Raw genomic sequence first — 16,525 nt, 5'->3', positions numbered from 1 at the left:
CGGGGGCCGGGGTGATGGTGTCCTCGCACAGCAGGGACACGAACCAGCGTCCTGCCGCGTCGCGGGACACGGTCGCCGTGGTCGGCTCCGCACCCGCGGGCAGCGGGCGCGACCAGCGGATGTCCAGCGGCTCCGCCATCTTCGCCAGCGTCAGCTGCCCCTCACGCCACGTGAACGCGCTGCGGGTGTACTCGGCCGACGCTCGGGACTTCTTCCGGCTCTTGTACCGGGGGTACTTCGCTCGCTTGGCGAAGAAGTTCCCGAACGCGGTCTGAAGGTGGCGCAGCGCCTGTTGAAGAGGGACGCAGGACACCTCCGCCAGGAAGGCCAGTTCCTCGGTCTTCTTCCACTGCGTCAGCGCCGCGGACGACCGCACGTAGGACAGGCGGCGCTGCTCGCCGTACCACGCGCGAGTGCGCTCCTCCAACGCCTTGTTGTACACGAGGCGGACGCAGCCGAACGTGCGGGACAGCTCAGCCGCCTGCTCGTTCGTGGGGTAAAAGCGGTACTTGAACGCCCGCTTAACCTGCTGCGTCATAGCTCACACAGTATCAGTTCCCGTGTGAACGGCGGGTGTCGGCCGGTGGCCACAGACGCCGAATCGCCCTGGCGGCGATTCGCCTTTCCCTGCCCCGCTACGCGGGAGCTTCGTTTCCTCCCCGGCCTGAAGGCCGGGGTATCCACGAAGGAGACCCGATGACCGGCATCACGGCCCGGTCCGCGCGGGCGGTGCGAGGTCCGCGGCGTAGGGCGGGGAGGGGTCCGGCCGGCCGGGTCCGGGCCGGCCCGGTGACGGCGGGTGCGGCGGGCCCGCCCGCGGGAGCGGTCAGGGCGGGTGGAACACCTCCGTGAGCGGTGTCATCTCCTCGTCGGGCCGGGCGCCGTCCAGCGATTCGAAGAACGGCGCCATCTCCGCCTGCCAGCGGGCGTTGACTCCGGTGGCCTCCATGCCGGCCTGGGCGGCGGCGAAGCAGGAAGCACACGCGTCGCATCAACGCCTCCTCGCCCGTCAGAAGTTGAACTGGTCGATGTTCTTCGCGTCGAACACGGTCGGCTTGCCCAGGTTGATCACCCCGTCCTTGCCGATGGTGCAGGTCGTGCCGCCCGCCTTGAAGGTCTCGCCCTCCTTGCCGGTGATCTGCCCGGAGGCCAGGGCGACGGCGGTACGGGCGGCCAGGTCGCCGAGCTTCGCCGGGTCCCACAGCTCGAAGCCGCTGACGGTGCCGTTCGTGACGTACTTGCGCATGTCGTCGGGGGTGCCGAGGCCGGTCGGTGTCGGTGGCGCTGGAGGGGCCCACCTCCTTGTACTTCTCGCCCAGTTCGGCGAGGGCCACACCACGCGGCGGACCGCCCGCTGGCGGGAGGCGGCGGCACGGCTCGCCACGCCGTGAGCCACGCCCTCCGCCCGGCGGATTCCGCCGACTACCCTGCGAACGTCCGACGACCGACACCGAGGAGCCGCGATGCGTGTCGCCCTGTTCCTGACCTGTGTCAACGACACGCTCTATCCGGACACCGGCCGGGCGGTGGTGAGACTGCTGGCCAGACTGGGGGTCGAGGCCGACTTCCCGATGGCCCAGACGTGCTGCGGACAGGCCCACTACAACACCGGCTACCGGCACGAGGCGGAGCCGCTGGCCCGGCACTTCGCCGAGGTCTTCGGTGACTACGACGCGATCGTGACCCCGTCCGGGTCCTGCGGGGCGATGGTCCGCGAGCTGTATCCGCGCATGGGAGAGCGGGCACGGGCCGAGGGCCGGGGCGGGACGCTGGCCACGGTGCTCGCGCCGGTGGTGCCGAAGACGTACGAGCTGACGGAGTTCCTGGTGGACGTGCTGGGGGTGACGGACGTCGGCGCGTACTACCCGCACCGGGTGACGTACCACCCCACCTGCCACGGACTGCGCGCCCTGGGTCTGGGTGACCGGCCCCGGCGGCTGCTGGACGCCGTGAAGGGGCTGGAACTGGTGGAGCTGCCGGGGGCCGAGGAGTGCTGCGGGTTCGGCGGCACGTTCGCGGTGAAGAACGCCGAGGTGTCGGCGGCGATGGGCGCGGACAAGGTGCGCAACGCCGAGTCGACGGGCGCGCAGGTGCTGTGCGCGGCCGACAACTCCTGTCTGATGCACATCGGCGGCACGATGAGCCGGCTGCGGACGGGCATGCGGCCGGTGCACATCGCGGAGATCCTGGCGAGCACGGAGGAGGAGCCGGCCGCATGAGCGGAACGTACCTGGGCATGCCGGCCTTCCCCGAGGCCGCGCGCGAGGCCGTCGGCGACGTCACCCTGCGCGCCAATCTTCGCCACGCCACGCACACCATCCGGGCCAAGCGGGCCCGGGCGGTCGACGAGGTGTCCGACTGGGCGGCGCTGCGGGAGGCGGGCAAGCGGATCAAGGACCACACGCTGCGCCATCTCGACCGGTATCTGGTGCGGTTGGAGGAGTCGGTGACGGCGGCGGGCGGCACGGTCCACTGGGCCGCCGACGCCGACGAGGCCAACCGGATCGTCACCGAACTGGTCCGGGCCACCGGCGAGTCGGAGGTCGTCAAGGTCAAGTCGATGGCCACGCAGGAGATCGGGCTCAACGAAGCCCTCGAGGCCGCGGGCATCCGCGCCTACGAGACCGATCTCGCCGAGCTGATCGTGCAGTTGGGCAAGGACCGGCCCTCGCACATCCTGGTCCCGGCCATCCACCGCAACCGGCGTGAGATCCGGGACATCTTCCGCACCGAGATGGCCGGGTGGGGGCGCCCGGCGCCCGAGGGCCTGAGCGACTCCCCCGCCGAACTCGCCGAGGCCGCCCGGCTCCACCTGCGGGAGAAGTTCCTGCGGGCGAAGGTCGGCGTCTCCGGGGCCAACTTCATGGTGGCCGAGACCGGGACGATGGTGGTGGTGGAGTCCGAGGGCAACGGGCGGATGTGCCTGACCCTGCCCGAGACGCTGATCTCGGTCGTCGGCATCGAGAAGATCGTGCCGGCCTGGCGGGACCTGGAGGTCTTCCTGCAGACGCTGCCCCGCTCCTCGACGGCCGAGCGGATGAACCCGTACACGTCGATGTGGACCGGCACCACCGGCGAGGACGGCCCGGAGGCCTTCCATCTGGTCCTGCTCGACAACGGCCGCACCGACACCCTCGCCGACGAGGTCGGCCGGCAGGCCCTGCGCTGCATCCGCTGCTCGGCCTGCCTGAACGTGTGCCCGGTGTACGAGCGGGCGGGCGGCCACGCCTACGGCTCGGTGTACCCGGGGCCGATCGGTGCCATCCTCAGCCCCCAACTGCGCGGCACCGGCAGCGAGATCGACGCATCCCTGCCGTACGCGTCCTCGCTGTGCGGGGCCTGTTACGAGGTGTGCCCGGTCGCCATCGACATCCCGGAGGTGCTGGTGCATCTGCGGGAGCGGGTGGCGCAGGGCGGCCAGGCGGTCCGGGCAGGCAACAAGGTGGTGCTGAGACCGGCCCGGGGCCATGCCGCCGAGCGGGCGGCGATGCGGGCCGCACGCTGGGCGTTCGCGCATCCGGGGGCGCTGCGCGCCGGACAGCGGCTCGCCTCCCGCACCCGCCGGCTGCATCCGCGCACGCTTCCGGGTCCGGGCCGGGCGTGGAGCGGGACCCGGGACCTGCCGGCGGTGCCGGCGGAGCCGTTCCGGGACTGGTGGCAGCGTACGAACGGCGGGAAGGACACGGCGAAGTGAGCGGCAGGGACCGGATCCTGGGCCGGGTGCGGCGGGCGCTCGCGGACCTGCCCGCGGACGAGCGGCCGTACGAGGAGGCGGTGGCGCGGGACTATCTGCGCGAGCACGGCGACCGTACGGCCGAGCGGACCGTGGAACTGCTGGCCGAGAACCTGGCGGACTACCGGGCGGTCGTGCACCGCACGGACGCCGGCGGGCTGCCGGACCTGATCGGGCGGCTGCTCGCGGCGCGCGGCGCCGAGCGGGTGCTCGTGCCGCCGGGGCTGCCGGCCGGGTGGCTGGCGGCCAGCGGTCCCACCCGCGTCCAGGACCGGGCCGCGAGCACGGCCCGCGAACTCGACGGGGTGGACAGCGTGGTCACCGGCTGCGCGGTCGCGATCGCCGAGACCGGCACCCTCGTCCTGGACGGCTCCCCCGACCAGGGCCGGCGCCGCATCACCCTGATCCCCGACCACCACATCTGCGTGGTGCGCGTCCCGGACCAGGTGGTCGCCTCCGTCCCGCAGGCCCTCGGGCGCCTGGCCCCCGCCCGCCCGCTGACCTGGATCTCCGGCCCGTCCGCCACCAGTGACATCGAACTCGACCGGGTGGAGGGGGTGCACGGGCCGCGCACCCTGGAAGTGGTGCTGATGACCGGGGAGTGAGCGGCGCTTCCGCCCGGGCGGGATGCGGAACCGCGTGACAGGAGCGCTGAACAAGCGCTTAGATAGTCGTCGGACGCCGTTCCCCAGCCAGCCGGAGGCCCCGTTGTTCACGTCCGTCGACGATGTCTCCGCCCGCCTCGCGGAGACCGGGTACCTCGCCTCGCCCGCCGTCGCCACGACCGCCTTTCTCGCCGCCCGCCTGGGCAAGCCGCTGCTGCTGGAGGGGCCGGCCGGGGTCGGCAAGACCGAACTTGCCAAGGCCGTCGCCCAGGTCGCCGGAGCCCGGCTGGTCCGGCTCCAGTGCTACGAGGGCGTCGACGAGTCCCGGGCCCTGTACGAGTGGAACCACGCCAAGCAGCTGCTGCGCATCAGCGCGGGCCGCGGCGAGAGCTGGGACGAGGCCCGCACCGACATCTTCAGTGAGGAGTTCCTGCTGCCCCGCCCGCTGCTCACCGCGATCCGCGGCGAGGAGCCGACCGTCCTGCTGATCGACGAGATCGACAAGGCCGACGTCGAGATGGAGGGCCTGCTGCTGGAGGTGCTCAGCGACTTCCAGGTGACGGTCCCCGAGCTGGGCACGGTCACCGCGACCCGCCGCCCCTTCGTCGTGCTCACCTCCAACGCGGGCCGCGAGCTGTCCGAGGCGCTGCGCCGCCGCTGCCTGTTCCTGCACATCGGGTTCCCGGAGGAGGAGCTGGAGCGGCGGATCGTGACGCTGAAGGTGCCGGGTCTCGGCGCGGCGCTCACCGAGTCGGTGGTCCGGGTGGTCGGGGCGCTGCGCTCGATGGACCTGCGCAAGGTGCCGTCCGTCGCGGAGACCGTCGACTGGGCGCACACCCTGCTGGCCCTGGGCGCGGACACGCTGGACGAGACGGTCGTGCGGGACACCCTGGGCGTACTTCTCAAGCACCAGGACGACGTACTGAAGGCGGCGGCCAAGCTGGACCTGGACGCGCTGTGACCGGTGTCGAGGGCCGGATCACCGGGCTGGTGGGCGCGCTGCGCGAGCACGGTGTGCGGATCGGCACCGGGGAGACGGTCGACGCGGCCCTCGCCGCCGAGGCCCTCGGCTTCACCGACCGGGAGCTCCTGCGGGAGGGGCTGGCCGCGACCCTCCTGCACGGCCCGGCCCAGCGGGCCGTGTTCGACCCGGTCTTCGACCTGTACTTCCCGCGCGGCGTGGGCGGCCCGGAGCAGGCGCCGGCGGACCGGGAGGAGCTGCGCGACCGCCTCGCGCGGGCGCTGGCGGCCGACGACCGGGCGCTGCTGGCCCGGCTGGCCGCGGAGGCCGTCGACGGCTTCGGCGGGTACGGGAGCTCACCGGGGTCGGACGGCTGGTCGGCGCACCAGACGCTCGACCGGCTCCGGCCGCAGACCCTGCTGGCCCGGGTGCGCGCCGACGTACGGGGCCGGGACGGCGGCGCGGGGTTCACGGACCGGCTGCTGGACGACGAGATCAGACGCCGCATCGAGGCGTTCCGGCGGCTGGTCGGCGCGGAGGCCCGGCGCCGGGTCGCCGAGCGGCGCGGACGGGACGAGATCGCCCGGCGGGCCGTCGCCCCGACCGCGGACCGGGTGGACTTCCTGTACGCCCGCCGCGACCAGCTCGCCGAGCTGCGCAGGGTGGTGTGGCCGCTGGCGCGGAAACTGGCGACCCGGCTGGCCGCGCGCCGCCGCCGGGCCGCGCGCGGCACGATCGATCTGCGCCGCACCCTGCGCTCCTCGCTGTCCACGGGCGGGGTGCCGATGCGGCCGGTGCTGCGCAGGCGCCGTCCGGTCCGGCCCGAACTGGTGCTGCTGTGCGATGTGTCGGGCTCGGTGTCGGGGTTCTCGGACTTCACGATGCTGCTGGTGCAGGCGCTGCACGACCAGTTCAGCAAGGTCCGCGTGTTCGCCTTCGTCAACCGGCTCGACGAGGTGACCGGGCTGCTCGCCCACGGCCGGGCCGACCCGGACGGGCTCGGCGCCCGTATCCGCGCGGAGGCCACGCTCACCGGCTGGCACGGCAGCAGCGACTACGGCGTCGCCCTCGGCGAGTTCACCGAGCGGTACGGTGCCGCGGTCGGGCCCCGGACGACGGTGTTCGTGCTCGGGGACGCCCGTACGAACATGAGCGATCCGAACCTGGCCGCCGTCCGGGAACTCGCCCGCCGCGCCCGGCGCGTGCACTGGCTGAACCCCGAGCCGCGGGCCCAGTGGGGCACTGGCGACTCGGCGGCGCCCGCCTACGCCGAGCTGGTCGAGATGCACGAGTGCCGCACGGCCCGGCAGCTCGGTGAGCTGATCGCGCGTCTGCTGCCGGTGTGAGACGGGTTCGCGTGGGGCCGCGGGGCGTGCCCGGCGGCCCCACGCGCGCCCGTGTCAGCTCTTGGCGTACACGTTCGCCATCGTCCCGGCGAAGTCGAACACCACGACCTGTTCGTCTCCCACCACCCAGGCGTCGTGGCCGGGCGCGCAGACGAAGACGTCGCCGGGGCCGACCTCGCTCTCGCCGCCGTCGTCCATCCGCAGGTGCATCCGCCCTTGGACCACATAGCCGTTGTGGTGGACCATGCAGCTCGCGGTACCCGCGATCGGTCCCACGGACTCCGACCATCGCCAGCCCGGTTCGAAGGTGCCCACCGCGAAGTCGAGCCCGGTCAGGTGGAGGGCTTCGAGGTGGCCGCGGGGGAAGTCACGCCGCTCGTCGGGTTTGTCGACCGTCTTCACTTCCAGCATGACGGTGTCCTCCCTTCCGGCCGCTCGGCACGGCCGGGGCCGGCCCCCGCCCCCGGCGGCCTCGGACGGCACCGGCGAACAGACGACGGTGACCGCACCCCACGCCTCCATCGTCGGCCCGCCGTCCGGAAGGCGCCATCCGGAGGCGGCGTCTACCAGCTCCGTCCGGCCCGCAGCAGGAGGTCGTGGACGCGCGCCACGTCGGGGTTGTCCGGGACGCCGGGGCGCTGGACCAGGAAACCGGTGTTGATCGGCGGGTCCTCCGGCGCGAACAGCTCCACGAGCGCACCGGACTCCAGCGCGTCCGCGCACAGATAGCGGGGCAGCACGCTGAACCCGGCGCCCGCGACCACCGCCGCCAGCACCCCGCGCAGGTCCGGCACGGTGACGGCCGCGGTCCAGGACAGGCGCCGGCCGAAGACGTGCCGCCAGTAGCGGCGGGCGATCGGCAGGTCCTCGGCATAGGTGATCAGCGGTACGGAGCGCAGCGCCGCGGGCCCCTCGGCGAGCAGCCGGTCCCGCAGCGGACCGGCCCAGACGGGGGCGGCGGCCAGGACGAACTCCTCGTCGCTGAGCGGCACGGCGTGCAGCGTGCGGCCGCGCGGCCGGGTGGTGGCGATCACCAGGTCGTGGCGGCCCGCGCGCAGTTCGTCCAGCAGTTGATCGGTCAGGCCGGTGGCCACCCGCAGCCGCACGCCCTCGGCGACCAGCGGGGCGAGGGCGGGCAGGACGGCGCTGCACAGGAACTCGGCGGGCCCGGCGAGGTGGACGGGCTCCGCGCGGGCGCCCTCCGGCGCATGGGGACCGGCCACGCCGGCCAGCTCGTCCAGGGGTCCGGCGATCCGGGCGGCCAGTCCGTCGGCCACGGGCGTCGGCGCGACCCCGCGCGGCAGCCGCTCGAACAGCTCCCGGCCGCTCTGGCGTTCCAGTGCGCGCATCTGCGTGGTCACCGTCGGCTGCGACAGGCCCAGCAGACGGGCGGCGCCGGTGAAGGAGCCGGAGCGGTAGACGGCGAGAAAGGTGCGCAGCAGGTTCAGGTCGAGCGGGAGGGAGGGCGGCGGGGCGGAGGAAATAGCAGGGGACGAGGCACGGGACGGGGCAGATGACGTGGCACGGGGCGGGGCAGGGTCAGGGGTCTCCACTCGTCCGAGTATTCACCGGGACCTGTTCCCCGCCACCCATAGGGGTTCCGATGTCGGGCATTGGATCCTTCATTGGTTTCCTGTGGGTCGCCTCGCCTACGTTCGTACCGAAGAAGCAGGCACCTGAAAGAAGAGATCCATGTCGAAGATCCTTTTCGTACTGACCGGCGCCGACCTGTGGACGCTCGCCGACGGCACCCGACACCCCACCGGCTACTGGGCCGAGGAGGTCGTGGTGCCCTACCGCGCCGTCAAGGCGGCGGGCCACCAGGTCGTCGTGGCGACGCCGGGCGGTGTGGTGCCGCCGGTCGACCGCGCGAGCCTGGCCGCCGAGGTCAACGGCGGCCAGGACAGGGCCGACGAGATCGCGCGCGCCGTCGCGGAGATCGCCGAGCTGCGGGAGCCGGTGAAGGTGGCCGAGGTGGACCTCGGTGACTTCGCCGCCGTGTTCTACCCGGGCGGGCACGGCCCCATGGAGGACCTGGCCGTGGACGCCGACTCGGGCCGGCTGCTCGTCACGGCCCTGGACTCGGGCAAGCCGCTGGCCGTGGTGTGCCACGGTCCGGCCGCGCTGCTCGCGGCGGTGCGGGCCGACGGCTCCAACGCCTTCGCCGGCTACCGGGCCGCGGCCTTCACCAACGAGGAGGAGACCCAGGGCGGCCTCGCCGGACAGGCCAAGTGGCTGCTCCAGGACCGGCTGACCGACGCGGGCGTCGACGTGCGGCCGGGCGAGCCGTGGGCCCCCCACGTGATCGTCGACCGGAACCTGATCACCGGCCAGAACCCGGCCTCCTCGGCCCCGGTCGCCGAGGAGCTTTTGAAGCTGCTGGGCTGACCCGGCCGCGGGCGCGGAGAATTTCCCGGTCGCCGGGTGCAACCTCGTCCGGGGTCGGACGTCTGTCCGGGTGGAGGCCTCCACTTCGACCCACGTCCGACCCCGAGCGACCGAAGGAACCCATGTCCGCACAGCAACTCCCCCGCCCCGGCCGCAAGCGCAGGCTGCGCACCGTCCTTGGGGTCTCCGCCGTCGGCGCGGCCCTGGCCGTGGGCGGCACCATGACCGCCCAGGCGGTGCAGGGCGACGCCCGGCCCGCCTCCCACTCCGGCGCCACCACCGCGCCGTCGCCCGCGGGCGGCCACGCGACGCCGTCCCCCGTACCGTCCCCGACCCGGCCGCCGACGTCGAAGCCCGTCCCCTCGCCTTCGCAGCCGCCCACGGTCGCCCCGACCCCCGTGCCGTCCAGCCCGCACAGGCCGACCCCCGTGCCGTCGGTGCCGGGCACCAGGGCCCCCTCCCCCGTGCCGTCCCCCACGCGTCCGGGCACCCCGGCGCCCGCTCCGGCCCCGCACCACGGCCACCGGACGGCGTCGCCGAGTCCCGTCCCGGCGAGCCGGCTCGCCACGCCCGCGCCGGTTCGGCGGCACCACTGAGGCAGCGCCGGTGTGCGGGGAGCCGCCCCATGCGGCTGCCCGCGCACCGGCCGGGAGATCCATGACGACAGCCACACCCCCGGCGGCGCCCCTGCCCTGGGGCCCGTCCCACGCCCCGGCCCGCGGGCGGAGCCGCCCGGCACCCCGGCTCGCGCTCCTGCGTGCCCGTCTCCTCGCCCGCGTCCGCGCCGGGGGCCCGGCCGCCCCGGCACCGGCCGGCGGCGGCACCGGCATCGGCGCACTGGGGCCGGCCGCCGCCGAGACCCCGCCGGGCATCGAGGAGTTGTACCACCACCGCAGGCTCTCCCTGGTGCGCCTGGCGGTGCTGCTCGTCGACGACGTGCCCACGGCCGAGGACGTCGTGCAGGACGCCTTCACCGCGCTGTTCCGCCGCCACGGCCACCGCCTCGGCTCGCTCGACGACCCGGAGGCGTATCTGCGGACGAGTGTCGTCAACGGCGCCCGCTCGGTGCTGCGGCGGCGCAGGACCGTACGGGCGCACACCCCCGAACCCGAGCGGCACGTGCCCCCGCCGGAGGAGGACGTCCTGCTGCACGAGGACCACCGGGAGGTGCTGGCGGCCCTGCGGACGCTGACCCCGCGGCAGCGCGAGGTCCTGGTGCTGCGCTACTGGTCGTACCTGACCGAGGCCCAGATCGCGGCGACGCTGGGCCTGTCGCGGGGCGCCGTGAAGTCCACGGCCAGCAGGGCCCTGGACGCCCTCGGCCGACGTCTGGAGGGTCTGCGATGAACGACTCCGCCACCGGTACCGCACCGACGCGGGTCGAGGAACGGCTGCGGGCCGCCCTGGCCGCACGCGCCCAGTCCGTCGGCCCGGCCGACCTGCGGCCACCGCGCCCGCCGTCCGCCGCGACGCGCTCCCGCCCGCTGCCGGTACGCCGTATCGCCGCGGGACTGCTCGCGCTGGCCGCGGTGGCGGCCCTGGTCTTCCTCACCGTCCGGGACGACCGGCCCCGCCCGGCCGAGCCGGCCCGCTCCCCCCGGCCCACGACGGGCACCCCGACACCGGTGCCGACCACCGCCCCGCCGTCGCCGGCCCGGCCGTCACCGAGCAGCCCGGGCAGCCCGGGCAGCCCGGGCGTCCCGGCACCCTAGCGCCCGGCGGCAACGCCGGGCACAGGTCTGTCCGCGTCCGGGCTCCGGGACGACTAGGTTGGGCCGCATGAGCAACCTTGACCGCGCGCCGGTACCGAGTGTGTGCGGCGGCCGCGGATTCGTCGTCGCCGAGCCCGTCCGTGAACTGCTGAGCCCTCGCCGAGTGAAGCTGGGCGAGTCGACCGAGGTGCGCCGGCTGCTGCCGAACCTGGGCCGGCGCATGATCGGCGCCTGGGCCTTCGTCGACCACTACGGCCCCGACGACATCGCCGACGAGCCCGGTATGCAGGTCCCGCCGCACCCGCACATCGGGCTGCAGACGGTGAGCTGGCTGCACGAGGGCGAGGTGCTGCACCGCGACTCCACCGGCAGCCTCCGGACCATCGGCCCCCGGCAGCTGGGCCTGATGACCTCGGGCCGGGCGATCAGCCACTCCGAGGAGAGCCCCAGATCCCACGCGCGCTTCCTGCACGGAGCGCAGCTGTGGGTCGCGCTCCCCGACGAACACCGCCATACGGAGCCGAAGTTCGAGTACCACGCCGAGCTGCCCCAGGTGACGGCCCCCGGTCTGACCGCCACCGTGATCCTCGGCGACCTCGACGGAGCGTCCTCCCCCGGTACGGCGTTCACCCCGATCGTCGGCGCCGACCTCGAACTCACCCGCGGCGCCGACGTACGCCTGCCCCTGAACCCCGACTTCGAGTACGGGGTGCTGGCCATGTCCGGCGAGGTGCACGTGGACGGCGTACCGGTGCTGCCGGGCTCGATGCTCTACCTCGGCTGCGGCCGCACCGAACTCCCCCTGCGCGCCGAGTCGGACGCCGGGATCATGCTGCTGGGCGGCGAACCGTTCGCCGAGGAGCTGATCATGTGGTGGAACTTCGTCGCCCGCACCCAGGCGGAGATCGAGCAGGCCCGCGAGGACTGGGCGACGGGCACCCGCTTCGGCGAGGTGAAGGGCTACGACGGCGCCCCGCTGCGCGCGCCCGAGCTGCCCGCGGTGCCGCTGAAGCCGCGGGGACGGGTGCGCTGACCCGCGCGGGCACGGAGCCCTCGCCGGCCGAACCACGGCGCGGCGACCACCATCAGCAGGTCCACGTCCAGGGTCTTCTCCCGCAGCGCCCGGAGCCCGGCCCAGCCCGGCTCCCAGCCGCCGGTCGCGTAGGCGGCCGCGAACAGCGTGCCCCAGGTCCAGGCCGGTGCCCCGGACAGGTAGAGGGGCAGCGCGATCAGGAGCAGCACCAGCGCGGCGGCCGCCCAGCGGGCCTCGGGCAGGGCGAGGATCCGGGTGCGGCGGCGGGGCGCTCCGGTGTCCGGGACGGTACCGGGCGGCGCCGGTCGAGTGAGAGTGGATCACATCGGCGCGGGTCCTTCGTGGTGGGCGGGGTCCGACCTCGCCACCGCAACAGGAATAAATGAAGACTCATTCATGTGTTCATTCGTGGTGCCGCTACCATGAGCGCATGGGTCATGGAGCCGCACAGCCGTCAGGACACGTCCCGCGCAGGAGCCTGGACGCGGCCGGTGCCGCCAAGGTGGCCACCACCCTCCAGGCGCTGGCGACCCCCTCGCGGCTGCTCATCCTGTCCCGCCTGCGCGAGGGCCCGCTGCCCGCTACCGAGCTGGCCGCCGAGGTCGGCATGGAGCAGTCGGCCTGCTCCCACCAGTTGCGCCTGTTGCGCAACCTCGGCCTCGTCGTCGGCACCCGCAAGGGCCGCTCGATCGTGTACTCCCTGTACGACAACCACGTCGCGGAACTCATCGACCAGGCCATCCACCACGTCGAGCACCTGCGCCTCGGCCTGGCCGACGCCGCCGCCCGCACCGAGCCGGAGCCGGAAGGGGCGGGTCTGACAGGCGCCTGACCGGCGGATCCGGGGCGGCTTCGGCGATCCGGCGGTCGTCGAGTCAGGCGCGGTCGTCCTCGCCGGGTCGGCCCGCTCGGTCGCGGCCGCCCGCCGGTGTGCGCGCGGGGGGCGGGCACTCCACACTGGTGCTGAGCGGTAGGGCCGGGCCGACCTGAGAGAAGGAACGCCATGCTGGAAAGAGCCCAGGACGCGCCTCCGGGAGTGGACGCGGTCAAGGCGATCGGCACGGTGACGAAGGACGACTACGAGGCCGTGATCGAGCCGCTCCTCGACGAGGCACGCAGGGAGGGCCGGCGCATCCGGCTCCTGTGGGAGTGCGGCCCGGAGTTCAGGTCGTACAGGCCGGCGGCCGGGTGGGAAGACCTCAAGGTGGGCATCGGCTCCATGCGCCTGTTCGAGGGCTGCGCGGTCGTCAGCGACATCCGCTGGATCCGGGAGTCGACCCGGCTCGCGAGCTTCCTGATGCCCTGTCCGGTACGCGTCTACGGCTGCGCGGACCGCGAGGAGGCGCTGCGCTGGCTCACTTCGCTGCCCGAAGGTCCCGGCGTCTCCCACCGGCTCCGGTCCGAGGCCCGGGTCGTCGTGATCGAGGTCGATCAGCCGCTGCGCGTCCAGGACTTCGACGCGCTGGCGCAGACCGTCGACAACTGGCTCGCCACCCATGAAGCACTGGCCGGCGTGGTGGTGCACGCGCGCGCCTTCCCGGGCTGGGAGAACTTCCGGAGCCTGCTCCGGCACGTGCGGTTCGTCCGGGACCACCACCGGAGGGTCAAGCGGATCGCGCTGGCCGCCGACAGCAGGTTCGCCGAACTCGCACCCCATCTCGCGAACCACTTCGTCCGGGCCGAAGTACGGCGGTTCGAGTACGCCGAGCTCGAGGACGCCGTCGCCTGGGCCTCGGGCCCTCCCGGCCGCGACCCCGCGGCCACGGCCCCGGGCACCAGCGCGGCGGACTGACCGCCGGGGCCGTTCGGTCCGGCTCCGGGTACGGGCGGCGCACGACGTGGGCCGGGCCGGCGCGTCACGGGCGTGCGGCGGTCGGCGACCGCGCGGCGTGCCGCTGGCGCCGGCCGGACCTGACCGCGCCCGGGTGGGCGGGGTGCCGAAGCGTGCGTTGTCGGTGCGGTGCGCTTCACTGTGCGGCATGGAGCTCACCCAACCCGCCCTGCACGACCTGCTGGACCGACTCGGGCCGGAAGCCGGCCACATGTACCTGCCCGGCGATCTGGACGTGCAGGCACTGACCGACCTGCTCGGCGACAGGTACGGCACCCCGCGCACCCTCGTCCTCGACGGCTTCACCGATCCGACGGTCGACGAGTCCAGGGGCGCGGCCCTCCTCGTCCCCTTCCAGGACCGGGCCGTGACCATACGGGCCTGGGCGTACGGGGACCAATGGGTCGCCACCGGTACGGCCCTGGACGCCGAGGGGGCCGAGCGGCCGGTGCTGGCGGTGGCTCCCCGGGAGGTGCCGCAGCCCCTGGCGGTCTTTTCCGACGAGGACGGCGAGAACGTCGACTGGCTGGAGCGCCTCAAGGAGATCACCGGCTGGAACCAGCCCGACGAGCGGCCGGACGTGGACTGGGCGGAACTGGAATCGCGTCTGGGCACCGCGCTGCCGGCCGACTACAAGCGCATGGTCGAGACGTTCGGCGTGGGCGGCTTCGACGGATATCTGGACCTGAACCAGGAGCCGTGGACGAGCCTCCGGGAGGACGGTCTGCTCATCTGGGCGGGCACCGAGGCCGAGGACCTGTACTGCTGGCGGACCGACGGCGACGACCCCGACCAGTGGCCGGTCGTGGTCCGGTCCTTCGACAACACGAGGGACCTCCTCTTCGACCGCGGGACCGCGCGGTTCGTCTGCCACGCCCTCGCGGACCCGCTCCATCCCTACACGCTGGCCCGCTACTTCGACACCCACTGGTTCATGAACTACCGCGTGTCATGACCTGGATACGTGCACACGGCCGGTAGTTCACCCGCGCTTCGCCGGCGCCTGGTGATCTGGTCCCCGTCGGACCGTTTCCGATCACCTGACGCCTCAAGGAGCCATTCCATGCACAGAGCCACCCGCCGTCGCCTCACGGTCGCGACCGCGCTGGTCACCGCCACCACCGCCGCCGTGGCCGTCACCAGCGCCGCCGGCGCCTCCGGCGGCACGGAGCAGGCGCGGAACGCGATCCAGGGCGGGAAGGCGAAGAACGTCATCCTGCTGATCGGCGACGGCATGGGCGACTCGGAGATCACCCTCGCCCGTGACTACACCGTGGGCGCCAACGGGCGCCTGAACATGGACAGGTTCCCGCTCACCGGCGCCTACACCACCTACGCCGTGCACGCCGACGGCACCCCGGACTACGTCACCGACTCCGCCGCCAGCGGCACCGGCTGGGCCACCGGTGTGAAGACGGTGAACGGCCGTATCTCCAAGACCCCCGGCACGGACAAGCCGGTGAAGACCCTGCTGGAGCTGGCGCAGAAGAGCGGTTACGCCACCGGCGACGTCACCACCGCCGAACTCACCGACGCCACCCCGGCCGTGCTCGCCTCCCACGCCACCGACCGCTCCTGCCAGGGACCGGCCGACATGGCCAAGTGCCCTGCCGACACGATCGCCGCCGGCGGTCCGGGCTCGATCGCCGAGCAGGAGGTCAACCACAAGGTCGACGTCCTCTTCGGCGGTGGCAGGCAGCGCTTCGACCAGGCCGTCACCGACGGCAGGTACAAGGGCCTGACGGTCACTCAGCAGGCGCAGAGGCTGGGCTACCAGGTCGTCACGGACAACGCGTCCATGAAGGCGGCCAAGTCGGGCAAGCCGGTCCTCGGCCTCTTCGCCCCGGGCAACGTGGCCACCGAGTGGACCGGCAAGGCGGCAGCGGTCGGCGGCACGGCCCCGCAGCGGTGCGTCACCTCCAACCCGAACCGCCCGGCCACCACCCCCAGCCTCGCCGACTCCGCCACGAAGGCGATCGAACTGCTGGAGGCCAAGCAGCGGGCCAAGCACTCCAAGCAGGGCTTCTTCCTGCAGATCGAGGGCGCCTCGATCGACAAGCAGGACCACGCCGCCGACCCGTGCGGCCAGATCGGTGAGACCGCCGCGTTCGACCGCGCGGTGAAGGTGGCCCGCGCCTACGCGGCCAAGCACCCCGGCACCCTGGTCGTCACCACCGCCGACCACGGCCACACCAGCCAGATCGTGCCGCTGGAGGCCACCCCGCCCGGCCTGTCCTCCACCCTGGTCACCGACGAGGGCCAGCAGCTCAAGGTCAACTACTCGACCAACACCCCCGGCCAGTCCCAGGAGCACACCGGTACCGAGGTCCGGATCGCCGCCCAGGGCCCGCTGGCCTACCGGGTCCTCGGCGTCACCAACCAGACGGACCTGTTCGCCACGGTCCGCGAGGCACTGCGCCTGCACTGAGCCCGCGCGGCCGCGGCGGAGCGCGACAACTCCCCCGCGGCGACGTCCCCATGAGGGCGTGCCGTCCGGCCGACGGCACGCCCTCCCGGCGTCCCGGGGCCACGCACGGCGAGCGGAGCCCGGCATGCAAACATTTGATCTATCCATAGGAAAGTCATTAAGGTCAGGCTCCAGCCCCCCGCTCAGGCGATCACTCAAGCCGAGTGACGGCGCAGGGGCCCGCCCACCGACGTGCCCGGCAGGCGGCCGAAGGAGCAAGGAGACCGTCCCTAGTGGCGTCCCACCGTCGACCCAAGCAGCCCAGCCGCACGCGTGTCACCGTGCTGACCACCGCGGCGGCCGCCGCCGTCGCGCTGAGCGCGAACGCCGCCAACGCCGCCCCGAGCGAGAAGCTCGGCAAGGACGAGGTCAAGGCGAAGGTCGACAAGCTCTACGAGCAGGCGGAGCAGGCCACCGAGAAGTACAACGGGGCCAAGGAGAAGCAGCAG

At 73.6% G+C, this 16,525-nt stretch carries 17 protein-coding genes and 4 pseudogenes; 15 read left to right on the top strand and 6 right to left on the bottom strand.

From position 1 onward, the window contains the following. From AB0924_RS38125 to AB0924_RS38115, 3 genes and pseudogenes are all read right to left on the bottom strand, one after another. The coding region (locus tag AB0924_RS38125; RefSeq protein WP_366913953.1) for a transposase at positions 1-538 on the bottom strand (538 nt) is incomplete at its 3' end. 288 nt (positions 539-826) lie between these two features. Continuing rightward, positions 827-970, bottom strand: a pseudogene (locus AB0924_RS38120) (L-rhamnose mutarotase); the annotation flags it as partial. Between the two features lie 39 nt (positions 971-1,009). Next, a pseudogene (locus AB0924_RS38115) lies at positions 1,010-1,270 on the bottom strand (rhamnose ABC transporter substrate-binding protein); the annotation flags it as partial. Positions 1,271-1,463: 193 nt separating this feature from the next. On the opposite strand from AB0924_RS38115, the gene AB0924_RS38110 reads away from it, so the two are divergent. The 5 genes from AB0924_RS38110 (at position 1,464) to AB0924_RS38090 (ending at position 6,645) form a co-directional block, all read left to right on the top strand. Beyond that, positions 1,464-2,219 (top strand): (Fe-S)-binding protein, encoded by a 756-nt coding sequence (locus AB0924_RS38110; protein ID WP_358940410.1) that lies wholly within the window; start codon positions 1,464-1,466, stop codon positions 2,217-2,219. Further along, positions 2,216-3,694: a LutB/LldF family L-lactate oxidation iron-sulfur protein gene (locus AB0924_RS38105; protein WP_358940409.1), complete on the top strand. Its 1,479-nt coding sequence runs from the start codon at positions 2,216-2,218 to the stop codon at positions 3,692-3,694. Before AB0924_RS38110 ends, AB0924_RS38105 begins: the two co-directional genes overlap by 4 nt. Next, positions 3,691-4,338 (top strand): LUD domain-containing protein, encoded by a 648-nt coding sequence (locus AB0924_RS38100; RefSeq protein WP_366913952.1) that lies wholly within the window; start codon positions 3,691-3,693, stop codon positions 4,336-4,338. The genes AB0924_RS38105 and AB0924_RS38100 overlap by 4 nt, the downstream gene beginning before the upstream one ends. Before the next feature lie 103 nt (positions 4,339-4,441). Then, a complete protein-coding gene (locus AB0924_RS38095) occupies positions 4,442-5,299 on the top strand; it encodes a MoxR family ATPase (RefSeq protein ID WP_366913955.1) in 858 nt (285 codons plus the stop codon). Further along, positions 5,296-6,645: a VWA domain-containing protein gene (locus tag AB0924_RS38090; RefSeq protein WP_366913951.1), complete on the top strand. Its 1,350-nt coding sequence runs from the start codon at positions 5,296-5,298 to the stop codon at positions 6,643-6,645. Before AB0924_RS38095 ends, AB0924_RS38090 begins: the two co-directional genes overlap by 4 nt. 54 nt (positions 6,646-6,699) lie before the next feature. Here the strand turns inward: AB0924_RS38090 and AB0924_RS38085 are convergent, their stop codons facing one another. Next, a complete protein-coding gene (locus AB0924_RS38085) occupies positions 6,700-7,056 on the bottom strand; it encodes a cupin domain-containing protein (RefSeq protein ID WP_358940406.1) in 357 nt (118 codons plus the stop codon). Positions 7,057-7,208: 152 nt separating this feature from the next. Next, positions 7,209-8,129 carry a LysR family transcriptional regulator gene (locus AB0924_RS38080; RefSeq protein ID WP_366913954.1) on the bottom strand — a complete coding sequence of 307 codons (921 nt, stop codon included), beginning with the start codon at positions 8,127-8,129 and terminating at the stop codon, positions 7,209-7,211. A 208-nt stretch (positions 8,130-8,337) separates the two neighbouring features. Here AB0924_RS38080 and AB0924_RS38075 point away from each other — a divergent pair, with 208 nt between their 5' ends. The 5 genes from AB0924_RS38075 to AB0924_RS38055 all read left to right on the top strand — a co-directional run bounded on the left by AB0924_RS38075 (position 8,338) and on the right by AB0924_RS38055 (position 11,778). Continuing rightward, positions 8,338-9,033: a type 1 glutamine amidotransferase domain-containing protein gene (locus AB0924_RS38075; protein WP_358940405.1), complete on the top strand. Its 696-nt coding sequence runs from the start codon at positions 8,338-8,340 to the stop codon at positions 9,031-9,033. 122 nt (positions 9,034-9,155) lie between these two features. Further along, complete coding sequence (locus tag AB0924_RS38070; protein ID WP_366913950.1) at positions 9,156-9,629, top strand: hypothetical protein; 474 nt, start codon at positions 9,156-9,158, stop codon at positions 9,627-9,629. 61 nt (positions 9,630-9,690) lie between these two features. Next, a complete protein-coding gene (locus AB0924_RS38065) occupies positions 9,691-10,380 on the top strand; it encodes a SigE family RNA polymerase sigma factor (protein WP_358940403.1) in 690 nt (229 codons plus the stop codon). After that, positions 10,377-10,745 (top strand): hypothetical protein, encoded by a 369-nt coding sequence (locus AB0924_RS38060; protein WP_358940402.1) that lies wholly within the window; start codon positions 10,377-10,379, stop codon positions 10,743-10,745. Before AB0924_RS38065 ends, AB0924_RS38060 begins: the two co-directional genes overlap by 4 nt. 67 nt (positions 10,746-10,812) lie before the next feature. Continuing rightward, the gene (locus tag AB0924_RS38055; RefSeq protein WP_358940401.1) at positions 10,813-11,778 is read left to right on the top strand and encodes a pirin family protein; all 966 of its coding nucleotides are present in this window, start codon (positions 10,813-10,815) and stop codon (positions 11,776-11,778) included. Between the two features lie 38 nt (positions 11,779-11,816). On the opposite strand, the pseudogene AB0924_RS38050 reads toward AB0924_RS38055, so the two are convergent. Further along, positions 11,817-12,029, bottom strand: a pseudogene (locus tag AB0924_RS38050) (heavy metal translocating P-type ATPase); the annotation flags it as partial. A gap of 179 nt (positions 12,030-12,208) precedes the next feature. Between AB0924_RS38050 and AB0924_RS38045 the strand changes: the two are divergent. The 5 genes and pseudogenes from AB0924_RS38045 to AB0924_RS38025 form a co-directional block, all read left to right on the top strand. Beyond that, positions 12,209-12,610 carry a metalloregulator ArsR/SmtB family transcription factor gene (locus AB0924_RS38045; RefSeq protein ID WP_358940400.1) on the top strand — a complete coding sequence of 134 codons (402 nt, stop codon included), beginning with the start codon at positions 12,209-12,211 and terminating at the stop codon, positions 12,608-12,610. A 171-nt stretch (positions 12,611-12,781) separates the two neighbouring features. Beyond that, complete coding sequence (locus AB0924_RS38040; RefSeq protein ID WP_358940399.1) at positions 12,782-13,570, top strand: STAS/SEC14 domain-containing protein; 789 nt, start codon at positions 12,782-12,784, stop codon at positions 13,568-13,570. 187 nt (positions 13,571-13,757) lie between these two features. After that, positions 13,758-14,564 carry an SMI1/KNR4 family protein gene (locus tag AB0924_RS38035; RefSeq protein WP_366913949.1) on the top strand — a complete coding sequence of 269 codons (807 nt, stop codon included), beginning with the start codon at positions 13,758-13,760 and terminating at the stop codon, positions 14,562-14,564. A gap of 108 nt (positions 14,565-14,672) precedes the next feature. After that, positions 14,673-16,037, top strand: a complete 1,365-nt coding sequence (locus AB0924_RS38030) for an alkaline phosphatase (protein ID WP_366913948.1) — start codon at positions 14,673-14,675, stop codon at positions 16,035-16,037. Between the two features lie 272 nt (positions 16,038-16,309). Continuing rightward, positions 16,310-16,525, top strand: a pseudogene (locus tag AB0924_RS38025) (hypothetical protein); the annotation flags it as partial.

Origin of the sequence: Streptomyces sp. NPDC047869 (genome assembly GCF_040704065.1) — a bacterium.
Taxonomy (GTDB): domain Bacteria; phylum Actinomycetota; class Actinomycetes; order Streptomycetales; family Streptomycetaceae; genus Streptomyces.
Note: the sequence above shows the minus strand (reverse complement) of the source record. Positions and strands in the feature narration are given on the sequence as shown.

What these genes read in the sequence shown, in the direction of transcription:
- AB0924_RS38085 (WP_358940406.1), bottom strand. Translation starts at nt 7,056, where the DNA reads ATGCTGGAAGTGAAGACGGTCGACAAACCCGACGAGCGGCGTGACTTC.
- AB0924_RS38030 (WP_366913948.1), top strand. Translation starts at nt 14,673, where the DNA reads ATGCACAGAGCCACCCGCCGTCGCCTCACGGTCGCGACCGCGCTGGTC.
- AB0924_RS38040 (WP_358940399.1), top strand. Translation starts at nt 12,782, where the DNA reads ATGCTGGAAAGAGCCCAGGACGCGCCTCCGGGAGTGGACGCGGTCAAG.
- AB0924_RS38075 (WP_358940405.1), top strand. Translation starts at nt 8,338, where the DNA reads ATGTCGAAGATCCTTTTCGTACTGACCGGCGCCGACCTGTGGACGCTC.
- AB0924_RS38110 (WP_358940410.1), top strand. Translation starts at nt 1,464, where the DNA reads ATGCGTGTCGCCCTGTTCCTGACCTGTGTCAACGACACGCTCTATCCG.
- AB0924_RS38065 (WP_358940403.1), top strand. Translation starts at nt 9,691, where the DNA reads ATGACGACAGCCACACCCCCGGCGGCGCCCCTGCCCTGGGGCCCGTCC.
- AB0924_RS38055 (WP_358940401.1), top strand. Translation starts at nt 10,813, where the DNA reads ATGAGCAACCTTGACCGCGCGCCGGTACCGAGTGTGTGCGGCGGCCGC.
- AB0924_RS38045 (WP_358940400.1), top strand. Translation starts at nt 12,209, where the DNA reads ATGGGTCATGGAGCCGCACAGCCGTCAGGACACGTCCCGCGCAGGAGC.
- AB0924_RS38035 (WP_366913949.1), top strand. Translation starts at nt 13,758, where the DNA reads ATGGAGCTCACCCAACCCGCCCTGCACGACCTGCTGGACCGACTCGGG.
- AB0924_RS38105 (WP_358940409.1), top strand. Translation starts at nt 2,216, where the DNA reads ATGAGCGGAACGTACCTGGGCATGCCGGCCTTCCCCGAGGCCGCGCGC.
- AB0924_RS38060 (WP_358940402.1), top strand. Translation starts at nt 10,377, where the DNA reads ATGAACGACTCCGCCACCGGTACCGCACCGACGCGGGTCGAGGAACGG.
- AB0924_RS38070 (WP_366913950.1), top strand. Translation starts at nt 9,156, where the DNA reads ATGTCCGCACAGCAACTCCCCCGCCCCGGCCGCAAGCGCAGGCTGCGC.